This is a genomic window from Acinetobacter sp. YH12094, from assembly GCF_013419295.1.
In the GTDB taxonomy this organism is placed as follows: Bacteria; Pseudomonadota; Gammaproteobacteria; order Pseudomonadales; family Moraxellaceae; genus Acinetobacter; species Acinetobacter amyesii.
Map to the genome: position 1 here is coordinate 23,430 of NZ_VPAK01000007.1, position 13,242 is coordinate 36,671.

The following is a 13,242-nucleotide window of genomic DNA, read 5'->3' on the forward strand; positions in this document are numbered from 1 at the left end:
TCTGTGATTGAAGAGCTGTTACCGTATTACGAAAAACAACTACAGGAATTTGGACAACAGTCCCGTGAGTTTGCCAGTAAATACCCCAAAATCGCCCAGCGTTTGTCTTTAAACCAAGAACAAATAGATGACCCGCATATTGAGCGTTTAATTCAAGCATTTTCTCTAATTTCTGCACGGATTGACAAAAAACTTGCAGATAGTTATGACGTTTTTACCCGTTCAATTTTTGAGGTGATGTTTCCTCAATATTTAAAACCATTTCCTGCATGTTCTGTGGTGAGCTTCGAAGATATAAATAAAATTAAGCAATTAACAGATCGACACGTTATTCCAAAGGCGACCAGTCTAAAAGCCAAAAGTACGCGCGGTGTTCAATGTGAATATCAGACGGTACAAGAAGTCACATTATTACCGATTCAATTAAAACAGCTCAATTTCAAAACTCATCCATCGGCACATATGCATTTAAATCAAAATGCTACATTGAGCTTAGGATTTGAAATTTTTTCGAATAAGCACGCTTTACTCAAAAATGAAACTTTGCCGATATTTTTAGACGCTATTTCTAATTTTCCTTTGCAGGTTTTAGATAGTATTTTTAAATCAACTACAAGTTTTTCGATTCGTGTGGGGCAGCACATTTTTGATATTGCCAATCCATTTGAAATTATGGGCTTTGATGAAGTTCAAAGTGTTCTACCTATCGATCAACATACACATCATGCATATCGTTTACTGATGGAATATTTTTGTGTTCCTGAAAAATTCAATTTTTTAAATCTAAATCTAGATTTCATTAAGTTTTTAAGTTTAGAACATAGTGAATTTGATGTTCAAATACACTTTAAACTCAATTTAAATGATCAAGCAGCGATTCGAAATTATTCAGAATTAAATGCGGCAAATTTTAAATTGTTTGTTACACCAATCGTTAATCTCTTCAATAAACAAGCAGAGCCGCAAAAGATTAATCATAAGCGAATGGAATATCCATTGGTGACAGATGCACACCATCCTGAATATTTTCAAGCCTATAGCATTTTAAAAATGAATATGGTGCGTGAAAAAAGCAACCAAGATGAAGTGTATTATCCTGTGCTACCTTTTTTTGCAATGAGTCATTATCATCAGGATAAAGTCCAGTTTTTTTATAGTTTAAATCCGCAGCAGATGAAGAATAAACATCAGGAATTAAACTATTCAATCATATCTCGTGCTTTAGACCCACATAGCACTCAGTCCGATTTTATTAGTACTGAACTACTATGTAGTAATCGTGAGTTACCTTACGAAAGTTATAATAAAGATCAGAATGCATTAACTCTGAATGATAGTAATTTGGCCCGTCGTGCCCTGATGCTCAAACGACCGTCGTTACCGTATTATTTTGAGCAAAATAAACAAGAACAGTGGCGGGTCATTTCACATTTATCTTTGAATAATATGTCTTTAATGAAAGGCGATGCGGTCTCTCATATTAAAGAACTTTTGGAATTGTATAATTTACCTAAATCGAAAGAAAACCAAATTATTATCGACTCCATAAAAAATATTCAGTTTTCTACCACACAGAAACTTGTAGATAGTAAACCGTTTCCATTATTTGTCAGAGGTTTAAAAGTACAGCTCGATATCGATGCGGATATATTTAGAGGGCATAGCCTGTATATATTTAGTCAATTGCTGGCCCATATCTTTAATTTAAAAGTCAATATGAACAGCTTTGTCGATGTCTCGGTTTTTGATGCAAATAGTCAACAGGAGTTATACCAATGCGTGCAGAACGTTGGTGGCAAGAAAGCTCTGTAATTGACGGACTTTTCCAAGAACCGAAAGCCTACGAGTTTGTTCAAGCTACTCGTTTGTTAAGACATGCACCTTATGGAGCAGCTCAAGTCCATTGGGCCAATGACTTTGAGTTTAATAGTTCACTTAATTTGAACTTCCCGAACACTGAAATTGAAAGTTTAGAGTTCAACGATGAGAAAGTTGAACTGACAAATTTAATGGTGGGTTTAACGGGTATTCAAGGTGCATTACCTTATAGCTATACCAATAAGGTTAAGCTCAGCGGGCGACATCAGCGACAAGAAACACAAAAGTTTTTAGGGCTGTTTAATCATAAATTAACAGCACATTATGTTGATGCCAGTTTAAATTATCATTTACCTATTCGTTATGAAATCGAGCAGGATAATCACTATCTTGATATTTTACATGCATTAAATGGTTATATCAGTAGCCAGCATGATCAGCCAGATTTAGATGATTATTTTGCTGAATTCTCAGGTTTAATGCAGGGGCAAAACAATACAGCTTATGCATTAAAAACCATGCTGAATTGTATCTTTAAGCAGAAATTTGATATTCGAGAATTTATCCCTGAAACTTTTGTATTTGAAGAAGATCAGAGAACATGTTTAGGTGGATCTCAGCCGAGCTTATTGGGGCTGAATACTTTTTGTGGTGAGAAGATTCAACAGATTGACGAAAAAATTGAAATCGTGATTGGACCTTTAAATCATGAAGATTATTTAACATTTTTACCGAATCAGGCACGCAGCCTAAAATTAAAACAAATGATTCAAACTTGGTGTAGTCCAACATTAATGGTGGATGTGCGCTTAATTTTACAAAAAGAAGAAATAAAACCGGTGTGTTTAAATTCTTTGAGCGGAATTGGTTTAGCTCAGGGAGCATTTTTACAGCCGAATAAACAGGTCGATAATACAGAAACCTGTTATGCCTTAATGGGGAATGCATAATAATGCTGAAATTAATAATTGGAACCTTTAGTACGCTTTTTGTTTTGTGTACTGCTTTCGTGATTTTTTACTGGCGAGATACAGGCTATGATCCGACGGCTTTCGATTTAGTCACATACTTTTTACTTCTTCCTTTAGCTTTATGTGCAATTATTTTGTCGCCTTATTTGCTTTACAAGGGCATTCAACATCAAAAAGAAAAAAAACTTGAAACTGAAAAACGTGCAGAAGAACAAGCTGAGCAACAACAACTTGAGGCCATTGAACAAGCAAAACCGAAGCCTATTGATGTACAGCAATTTCGTTTAAATGTTTATTCTTCAGCGGCTTGGCATAGTTTTGGTGAAAACGAACAAATTATCCAAGATATTCAACAATTCAAAAGTCCTGAACTCGATGATAAGTTATTTAATGCATACGGTTTGCCTGTTCTTTCATTTCGAATCAAAGATTTAGATGAACTCACTAATGAAGAAGCAGATGATGAATATAGTGCCATCACCATGCGTGAAAAACGAATCCAGTCACTTATTCAGCAACAACTAGAGCAACACGTTGAAAGTCTATTTTTAATTGCTGAGCATCTGAAGCAATCAGCACTCTTTTATGATAGTGAATTGGCATATCAGTACCGTATGCATCCGGGTTGGGTGGATCCAGATTATACGCAAGATGAACATCCAGAACATTTGGCGAACAATGCACAGCAAGTTTCACGTTTAAATCGTTTAAATGTCCATATTTTGCTTGCTGATAATTTGATTCATCAATGGAATGATGATTATGCTCAAATTATTCAGCAGTATCTATCTGACGGATTTTCGATCATTCCCGAACAAATTCATATCGAGCCACATTTTATCGGCACTCAAGTCGCTTATTCAGAATGGTTAAGCATTTTAGAGATGATTTCAAAACAAAAGTTTGAAGTCAGTTTGATTCTCAATGCTGACTCTGAAATCGACCAAGAATGGATTGATGAAAAGATGTGGTTACAAGAAAAATACATTGCTGCAGAGTTTGCATCGAGTTGGTGTTTGGCTGCTTCAGACGTTCAAGTTCGAGGTTTAACTCCAAATAAAGTGCTACAAGTGGTGGCACATGAGCCTGAGTTGAAACGTAATTTAGAGCTTAAAGCACTGAATAATTTAGATCAGTATGATCAAGAACAACCCTTTTTATTGATGTTAGATGATGCAACGGATATGAAAGTGGTGAAAAAATTACAGTATAAATTTAATGAAACCGCGATTGAAACCTATCATTTTTTATATACAAAACAGAATCTTGGAAATACCCAGCAATTGGCAAAAATTTTTGGATTCATGTTGGGTATGCACTTGCCAGAAGAGTTAACTGCCATGATTTATAGCACAGACCAAGAATCGACATTTGCTTTTATTCAAGCATTTTCAGTAGAAGATGAACTTGAACAAGAAACTGTTTAATTAGAATTAAGACGAAATTGAGAACATTGTGAACACACTATTTTATACGATCCTCGGTTATGTTTGGCAGTACGTCACCAATCCTAAAGCGATGGTGGCTTTGTCATTTTTTGTGGCCATTGTGGCTATGCATAATTCGATTCCACAAAAGACTTTTTACATTGTGGTTGCTGTTTATATTCTCGGATTAATTCTGTGGGGTATTTATGAATTAGTGCAGCATTATCGTCATAAACAGCAAGGCGAAGAGCTGGCTGAGGCGATTGCCAAAGATAATGAAGCTGAATACGGCAAACAAAAGAATAAAGAAGAACTTGCGCTGATCAATCAGCAAATGAAAGAATCGATTCAACTTATCCGTAAATCAAAACTTGGCGACAAAAAGGGAAATGCAGCGCTATATGAATTACCTTGGTACATGGTGATTGGTAACCCAGCAGCGGGTAAAAGTTCAGCGATTTATAATTCTGGCCTTAGATTTCCATTTGAAGAAACCCATCAGAAAATGGTGTCGGCAGGTCTAAGTGGTACTCGTAACTGTGATTGGTTTTTCTCTACAGATGGTGTGTTACTCGATACCGCAGGTCGATATTCAGTTTATGCCGAAGACCATTCAGAATGGTTAGGTTTCTTAAATATTCTCAAGAAAAACCGTTCTAAAGCACCAATTAACGGTTTAATCGTGATTGTTTCTGTGGCGGAGCTTGTTAGTCAAAGTCCTGAAAAATCAATCAAATTAGCCAAAAACTTACGCGCACGTATACAGGATTTGACGGAACGTTTAGAAATTTTTGCGCCAGTGTATATCGTTTTTTCAAAAATGGATTTGATTGCCGGCTTTACTGAATTTTTTGATTGTTATGATAAGGATGAATTTGATCAAGTTTGGGGTGCAACACTGCCTTATGATCCAGACTCATCTGAGCATGCCGTTGAGATGTTCGAAAAGCATTATTCAATTTTATACGATGGTTTGAAGAGTGTCAGTACTACGCACTTGAGTCGTCGTCATTCGCAAAATATTTCTCCAAGTGTAATGACATTTCCACTTGAGTTTAAAAGTTTAAAGCCAGTGTTAAAAACTTTTATTGGTACGTTGTTTCAAGACAACCCTTATCAGTTTAAACCGGTATTCCGTGGGTTCTATTTCACCAGTGCGTTGCAAGAAGGTGTGATTGAAAGTCCAATGACGGAGCAAATCGCTGAAGATTTTCATTTGGTGAAAAGTACGGATAGTGAGTTTGGCATTCCTACGAATTCTGTTTCGCAAGACCATGGTTATTTCTTAAAAGGACTCTTTTCAACCGTCATTTTAAAAGATAAAAATCTAGTTAAACAACATATCAATCCTGCACGTAAACGTCAGCGCTTTATGGCATTTATTGCTGCATTGTTATTGGTTGCTGTGGTGCTTGGGTTATGGGTTTGGTCGTATCGTAATAACCAACAACTCGTGGCGGAAGTTCAAGCTGACTTAGACAAAGTTGTGCAAATGGAAAGCCGTAGCGGAAGTGAGCTTTCGACTCAATTGGATGCATTGCTGATATTACAAGGGCATTTACAGCAGCTCGATCACTTTGATGAAGATCGTCCTTTGAAATACAGCTTTGGTTTATACCAAGGGAATAAGATTCGTGAAAAACTCAAAGTTGAGTATTTACGTGGTATTCAACAAATTGTATTGGCACCATCTCAGCAAAATATGGCGCAGTACTTACAACGTGTCAAAGCCAATGAAGCGACGTTGAAAGAAAATCACGTCAATGTGCAAATCACTCAAGCTGTGAAATCAAATCAGCCCTATTTAGAACCATCGGATACTAACCCTCAGGATGCATACAATGCACTGAAGGCGTATTTGATGATGAGCAATCATAAATATATGGAATCGAGCCATTTGAGTGACCAGGTTACTCGTTTCTGGCGTTCGTGGTTAGATTCAAATCGTGGTCAAATGCCACGTGGGGAAATGATTCAAAAAGCCGAACAAGTTTTATCTTATGCGATGACTTTAGCTGCTGATCCTGCGTTTCCGCAAATGGAATCTGATCCTTTATTGGTAGATCAAACACGTCAATTATTAACAGCTGTTACCATGGGTATTCCTGCACGTGACCGCGTTTATAATGAAATTAAAATGCGTGGTTCGGTACGTTTCCCTGCGGTGACAGTGAAGCAAATATTAGGTGAAACAGGCCAAAACAGCATGTTGGGTAGTTACGCCTTGCCGGGTATTTTTACTTACCAAGCATGGAATGATTATGTAAAAGATGCGATTAACCAAGCTGCGAATAATCCGACAGATACCCAAGATTGGGTACTCAATACCAATCGCTCTGATGACCTGACGTTTAGTGGTAGTCCAGATCAGATCAGTAAACAGTTAACCGAACTTTATAAGCAGGAATATATCGCTGAATGGCGTAAATTCTTAAATGCTGTGCATTATGGCAAAGGCGCAGATGTCGCTCAGCAGTCACGTTTCATTGATATTTTAGGTGAACCTGAAAATTCGCCAATTCGTAAAGTGGTTGACCGTATTGCGAAAGAAACCAGCTGGGATAATCCAATTGTTCAAGCAGAACTGGCTGCACCTCAGAAAGGCTTTATTGCGTGGTTTAAACGTAAAGTTCTCAGCCGTGATGATGCGCAGCAGGCACAGCAAGTTGCTTCTAAAGCCGGTCAAGGTGTTATTGCAAAAGAGTTTGATGTGTTCTATCAATTGGTTCGTAAGCGTGATGATCAGCAAAACAAATCTATTTTAGATGAATACATGCTGTCTTTGAGTCAAGTACGTAGTAAGTTCAATGATTTGAAGAGTGGCGGTGACATGGGACCTGCAAGCATGACATTGGTGAAACAAACCATCAATGATCAAAGCTCAGTCTTTAATAGCACACAAAAATTCGTAGATGAAAAAATGTCTGTGGGTCTAAATGAATTAGATCAACAGTTGATTCAAAAACTCTTTATGCAGCCAGTGACCCAGTCATTTGAAGTTCTGTTGATACCTGCTCAAAACGAAATAAATAAATTGTGGGCAATGCAGGCGTATCAACCATTTACAACCAATCTTGCGCCTAAATATCCATTTAATAGCAATGCTACTTTACAAGCGACCAGTAATGAAATTAGCCAAATTTTTGGTGAAAACGGAAGTATCGCTCGTTTTGTAAAAGAATATTTGGATCCATTGGTGATTCGTCGAGGCTATACCTTAACCACGAAAACATGGAAAGATTTGGGCATTGGTTTAAATCCACAATTTGTAGCGAACTTCCAACGCTATGTTGCGCCAAGTAATGGCGTTGCTACAGGGGAATTGAGTCAAGCAGCACCTGCGGCAACCAATCAATCGAACTTCCAGTTCTTCCCATTAGAAAATACACAGTTGCTTTCATATACCATTGATATTGATGGTCAGCGTATGGTGTATGAAAACGGTGTTCAGCAATGGGTGAACTTCGTTTGGCCAAATAAAGGGGCAATTCCGGGTGCACGTATTACTGCAATTGACTTGGAAGGTCAAACGCATACGATTTTTGATGAGCCGGGTGAATATGGTATTAACCGATTGGTTGAAGGCGCTCAGCGTACACAAAATGGTAATTCATTTGAAATGGTGTGGCGTAGCAAACAAAATCCAAAAGTGTTTGTTAAAGTGAATTTCCGTTTAATTAGTGGTAACGCATCTGGCCCAACTACAGGTTCAGGCTATTCAGGTATGACTCTTGTTGATCAAGTGGTGACGAATAAAGGTGTTCGTGTCGTCGCAGCGCAAACGATGCCTGCAGGACAAGCGCCTGTAGCGCCACCAGCGACTTCACCGATGAGTGTTGTACAAGGAACAGCAACACCATGATGATGAATTTAAAAATGATAGCGGTGGCATTCGTGCAAAAGAACAAGGAGTGTGACGATGTATGAAGTGAGAACGACACCGCTGTATTATGGAAAATGTCCAGCTCGTGGTGACTTCTTAAAGAGCCGTGAACAATATTCACTGATTCAGTTAATCGATCAGTGGATCACGGAGGCGCTTGAGTTCGCTATGCGTTCAGACAATTTTAATGCAGCGTATAACTCACTGCCTTCATTAGATTTCTTTATTGCCAGTCCAAAAGATAAGCGTTTTTTGGTTGCCAATTTGATTAGTAGTGAAGACAGTTCAAAGCGTCAATTTCCAATGGTGCTCGCTCATCTGCTAGAAATCGATGATCCTTTCGATAATATTTTGTATGCACCATATCGTTATAAACAAACCTTAATTGACTTATATCAGCGTAACCGAGTGATGCGTTCAATTCGCGATCCCGATATTTTGCTCGATAAATTAGGTAAATTGAATAACGAAATCCAAGTGTTCGGAACAGAGGAAACCTCTTCTTTTTATGAGCACCATACGTTGCATTCATTTGCACGTTTATTGAATTTTACGCCTTATCAGTTGGCGCAAAGCATGATTGGTCTCGGTTTGCTGCTACAACCGATTATTCATCAGGGTACGTCTCGGTTGAATAAAGTGTTGATCTTACCGATCAATAATATTAGTTACTGCTATGAAATCGCGGCTTTTTGGGTCAATTTAATTAGTCGTTTTGTCGAAAACCAAGATGTTGAGTTACTCATTGGCATCCTACACAGTGATTCACCTGTTTTACTATTTGGTTTTCAAGGTGCTGATATTACTGCACTCAATGATGTTTTTACCCAAAATATGCAAAGTGATCATTGGGTTTCCCTGATCGATGCCAGTTGGATTGATCCTTATCTTGAACAAAATGCAGGCTTAGCCGTTTTGGAACAGTCTTTGAGTGAGCGTCAGATCAGCCTTATTCATGGCATTAAACTTTTTAGACAGACTTTTATAGAAGAATAATGATGCAAAGAATCTTACCAATGTTGCCCAAATTTCTTGCGAGTGTGTGCATTTTAGGCTGTTCGGCTTTGCTCTGGGCAGAGCCTATTGTGATTGAAGGCGCTGTACCGAATGAAGCAACCAAGCAAGAAATATTAAATAAAGCCTATTTGACTTATGGTCAGGCAAATGTGGTTGATAAAATTCAGGTTCGAGCGGTTACTGCACCCAATGGTTGGGGCAATAGCGTAAGCCAGATGATTAATGATGACTTAAAGAAAGTAAAACAGGGGAAACTCTCTGTACGCGGAACGCAAGTCGATTTAAGTGGAAAGATGTCAAATCAAGATGATATCCAACCCACGACCACCAAGTTTCAGTCTTTGGTCACAGCACCTTTTCGTTTCAATGCACAGCTTTCTGTCAATCAGGCTGAACAGGCCATTATTGATGCGGCTTTACGTAATCGTATTATTGAATTTGAATCTGGAAGCGCGATTTTAGCACCATCTGGGGTACAGATCTTAGATGAAATGGTTATCGCACTGAATCGCGTCGGTGGGAAAAAAGTACGAATTATTGGTCACACAGACAGCTCAGGGAATCCTGAGAAAAACTTAAGTTTAAGCCAAGATCGTGCTAATGCAGTTAAAAACTACCTGATTTCAAAAAATATTGCAGCGGCGAACTTAAGTACTGAAGGGATGGGCTCAAATAAGCCTGTAGCAGACAATGCTACGCCTGAAGGTCGTAAGAAAAACCGTCGTATTGAGTTTGAAGTACTGTAACTATTTCAACTTAACTACAACGGCTAATGCAACGAATGAACCCAGTGTATCTAGACTGGGTTTTTTTATGCTAATTGACTCAGTCGATTATTTGATAACTGAAAACGACATTTTTTAAAGCAGCAGTGTTATAACTAAATAAGACTATATTTTGAATAGGGCTAAAGTTTTAATTTTTGCATTTTATACCACTAAAGCATTCATATTTTGAGCAATAAAACAGTGGATTCTAAAATCAATTAAGGTTAAAACATAAGAATCAGTTTTGGATATGCGTTTCATATCTACTGCTTTCAACCTTGTCGATAAAGAACAATCACTTTTGACATGGTACAAAGTTTTAAAAAATCTGCAGGACAGTGCGGAAAAACAACAACTCAATATGGATGAATGTGGGAGCAAAGAATGCTTGGTAATATGATGTTTAAACCGCTTTTGATTAGTAGCATGATTGAACATGCGGGTCGCTATCATGCGGATAGTTTAGTCATTTCAAAAAATACAGACACGACGATTACGAAAACCACTTGGGGTGATGTTCATAAAAATTCAAAACGATTTGCTAATGTTCTTGCATCTCTCGGTTTAAATTTAGGGGATCGTGTTGCGACCATCGCTTGGAATAACCACCGTCATTTAGAGTCTTGGTACGCTATTTCAGGTAGCGGCTATGTTTGTCACACCATTAATCCGCGTTTATTTCCAGAACAATTAATTTTTATCATCAATGATGCCGCAGACCGCGTGATGTTATTTGATAAAACCTTTTTGCCTTTAATCAAAGCAGTAAAACCTTTATTAAAATCTGTTGAACATTTTATTTGTTTAGATGCACCAGATGCAGCGATTGTTGAAGCGGTGCCCGATGTGAAGTTTTATGATGAACTCATCGCGGCGCAATCTGCAGACTATACATGGCCAGAATTAAATGAATTATCGGCTAGTTCTTTATGTTATACCTCGGGTACCACAGGCAATCCGAAAGGCGTGTTGTATAGCCATCGTTCAACAGTCTTACACAGTTATGCGATTTGTATGCCGGATTCATTAAATATCTCAGCGCGAGATATTATGATGCCCGTTGTACCGATGTTCCATGTCAATGCATGGGGTACGCCATATGCTGCGGCAATGGTGGGATGTACTTTAGTGCTGCCAGGCCCAGGTTTAGATGGTGCGAGCCTGACACAAATGATTGATGACTATAAAGTATCCGTTGCATTGGGTGTTCCAACAATTTGGCAGGGATTAATCAATGCTGCGCAGCAAGCGGGCAGTCAGCTCCAAAGTTTAGTGCGAAATGTGGTGGGTGGATCTGCTTGCCCACCTGCGATGTTGAAAGTCTTTAAAGAACAATTTAACTGTGAAACGATTCATGCTTGGGGGATGACTGAAACCAGTCCATTAGGTTCTTCAAACCAATTTAAAGCCAAACATTTGTTATTATCTGAAGAAGAACAATTACAAGTACGATTGTCACAAGGTCGTCCACCATTTGGGGTCGATTTACGTATTACCGATGAAGAAAACGGTACACACGAAGTTGCACGTGATGGCGAAACGACGGGTAATTTACAGATCCAAGGGCATTGGATTATTGGCAATTACTTTGGCAAAACAGAATCTGCATTAACCTCAGATGGTTGGTTTGATACCGGGGATATTGCAACCCTGAACGAAGATGGTTTCTTAAAAATTAGTGACCGTTCAAAAGATTTGATCAAATCGGGCGGTGAATGGATTTCTTCCGTTGAGTTAGAAAATTTAGCTATGGGACATCCTAAAATTGCAATGGCGGCAGTGATTGCAGCAACCCATCCGAAATGGGATGAGCGTCCTGTTTTGATTGCAATTAAAAAGCCAGATGTCGATTTATCTGATACAGAAATTTTGGATTATTATGCAGATAAAGTCGCTAAATGGCAGGTGCCAGATAAAGTGATTTTCGTGGATGCTATTCCATTGAGTGGAACAGGTAAAATGCTGAAGAAAGATCTACGTGAGCAATTTGGTGCTGTATTACTACAAAGCCAACTTAATATAAGTCACTAACTAAATGTTGGTAAGGAGTAAAACGCAAAGGCAACATGCCTTTGCGCTTTTTTATAAAAACTTAAATTTTGATAAATACCATATGCTTAATATGAGGTTTTTAAATAAATTTTTTTCAACGAATCCATAACCAAGTTCAATGAATAATCTAGCCGTGTTGGGTCGCATTCAATTCAATAAAAGCGTAAATTGATGAGGCATCCACCGTTAAAACACCTTTCTTATGTTTCCAGTTTGGATCTTATTCACTTTAATGGCTGCTTTTATGCAGTCATGGCGCAATGCATTTCAAAAACAACTCAGTACCACTGTTGATGTGTATGGTGTCACCCTTGCACGGTTTATTTTTGGGCTCCCATTTGCCTGCATTTATTTATATGTGCTGTACCAACAACAGCCTGTGACTCAGGTGACCACATTTACAACTATGTTTTGGGTCTATGTGGTGATTGCAGGACTAAGTCAAATTTTAGCGACGATTTTAATGGTCTTGCTTTTTAAACAAAAGAATTATGCCATTGGTGTTGGTTTAGCGAAAAGTGAAGCGATATTTGCGGCCATTGTTGGGGTGATTTTCTTAAGTGAACATTTAAGTTTATTTGGTTGGATTGGTGTTTTGGTTGGTGGTGTTGCCGTTTTTCTTTTAAGCAAAGGTTCTCAACGACAAAAATTATCTCTGCCAACGTTATGCATCGGTGTAGGTAGTGGATTAAGTTTTGCAATTACCTCTTTATTGGTTCGTGAAGCCAGTTTAGAGCTAAGTGATTTACCGACTTTGCATCGTGCGGCATGGGTGTTGTTGAGTGTAATTGGCTTTCAATGTGTGATTATGCTGCTGTACCTCAGTCTATTTAGCCGTAAAACGCTCATTGCCATGTGGGATAGAGTCGGTCTGACCTTTCGCGTTAGTGTCTGTAGCTTTCTAGCGTCTTTGGGCTGGTTTACTGCTATGAGTATGCAAACGGTTGCGATTGTCAAAACCTTAGGTCAAATCGAAATCTTATTTAGCCTCTTAATCTCTGCATATTTCTTTAAGGAAAAACTCGCAAGAACCGATCATTGGGGATTAGCCTTAGTGGTGATTGCGGCCATTATGGTGATTTGGGCTTAATGTGTGCTTTAAACAGACATGAAGGTAAAAAAAGTCCGAATTTAAGTCAGATTTTCGAATATTTTTTTAATTAAAAGATGAGAAATATTTGATGTCCACTAGGATATTTATCATGGAATTGTTTATGATTTAAAGAATGACTAAACTTTGAACATGATTGAAAATGCTTAAGTTGTTCAATCTATATATTTATTTTTCAAATTTTAGCGTTAAATTT

8 protein-coding genes are annotated in these 13,242 nt (G+C 38.1%); all 8 read left to right on the forward strand.

Annotated features, from left to right (window positions below; translation table 11 throughout):
* Nucleotides 1-3 precede the first annotated feature (3 nt).
* The 8 genes from tssF to FTU34_RS07215 all read left to right on the forward strand — a co-directional run bounded on the left by tssF (nt 4) and on the right by FTU34_RS07215 (nt 13,025).
* Nucleotides 4-1,812, forward strand: a complete 1,809-nt coding sequence (gene tssF, locus FTU34_RS07180) for a type VI secretion system baseplate subunit TssF (RefSeq protein ID WP_180035243.1) — start codon at nt 4-6, stop codon at nt 1,810-1,812.
* The gene (tssG, locus tag FTU34_RS07185) at nt 1,776-2,768 is read left to right on the forward strand and encodes a type VI secretion system baseplate subunit TssG (protein WP_180035242.1); all 993 of its coding nucleotides are present in this window, start codon (nt 1,776-1,778) and stop codon (nt 2,766-2,768) included. The genes tssF and tssG overlap by 37 nt, the downstream gene beginning before the upstream one ends.
* A 2-nt stretch (nt 2,769-2,770) precedes the next feature.
* A complete protein-coding gene (locus FTU34_RS07190; RefSeq protein WP_180035241.1) occupies nt 2,771-4,216 on the forward strand; it encodes a hypothetical protein in 1,446 nt (481 codons plus the stop codon).
* Nucleotides 4,217-4,244: 28 nt separating this feature from the next.
* A complete protein-coding gene (tssM, locus tag FTU34_RS07195; RefSeq protein WP_180035240.1) occupies nt 4,245-8,078 on the forward strand; it encodes a type VI secretion system membrane subunit TssM in 3,834 nt (1,277 codons plus the stop codon).
* A 57-nt stretch (nt 8,079-8,135) separates the two neighbouring features.
* Nucleotides 8,136-9,095, forward strand: a complete 960-nt coding sequence (gene tagF / locus FTU34_RS07200; protein ID WP_180035239.1) for a type VI secretion system-associated protein TagF — start codon at nt 8,136-8,138, stop codon at nt 9,093-9,095.
* A 20-nt stretch (nt 9,096-9,115) separates the two neighbouring features.
* Nucleotides 9,116-9,862, forward strand: coding sequence for an OmpA family protein (locus FTU34_RS07205; protein WP_228157211.1), 747 nt, complete (start codon nt 9,116-9,118; stop codon nt 9,860-9,862).
* Between the two features lie 405 nt (nt 9,863-10,267).
* Nucleotides 10,268-11,914, forward strand: coding sequence for a long-chain-fatty-acid--CoA ligase (locus FTU34_RS07210; protein WP_180035238.1), 1,647 nt, complete (start codon nt 10,268-10,270; stop codon nt 11,912-11,914).
* A gap of 223 nt (nt 11,915-12,137) precedes the next feature.
* Complete coding sequence (locus FTU34_RS07215) at nt 12,138-13,025, forward strand: DMT family transporter (protein WP_111885468.1); 888 nt, start codon at nt 12,138-12,140, stop codon at nt 13,023-13,025.
* The last annotated feature ends 217 nt before the right edge of the window (nt 13,026-13,242 follow it).

Bases quoted from the DNA above. Each gene is read 5' to 3' on its own strand.
- FTU34_RS07210 (WP_180035238.1), top strand. From the start codon at position 10,268: ATGCTTGGTAATATGATGTTTAAACCGCTTTTGATTAGTAGCATGATT.
- FTU34_RS07215 (WP_111885468.1), top strand. From the start codon at position 12,138: ATGTTTCCAGTTTGGATCTTATTCACTTTAATGGCTGCTTTTATGCAG.
- FTU34_RS07205 (WP_228157211.1), top strand. From the start codon at position 9,116: ATGTTGCCCAAATTTCTTGCGAGTGTGTGCATTTTAGGCTGTTCGGCT.
- FTU34_RS07190 (WP_180035241.1), top strand. From the start codon at position 2,771: ATGCTGAAATTAATAATTGGAACCTTTAGTACGCTTTTTGTTTTGTGT.
- tagF (WP_180035239.1), top strand. From the start codon at position 8,136: ATGTATGAAGTGAGAACGACACCGCTGTATTATGGAAAATGTCCAGCT.
- tssG (WP_180035242.1), top strand. From the start codon at position 1,776: ATGCGTGCAGAACGTTGGTGGCAAGAAAGCTCTGTAATTGACGGACTT.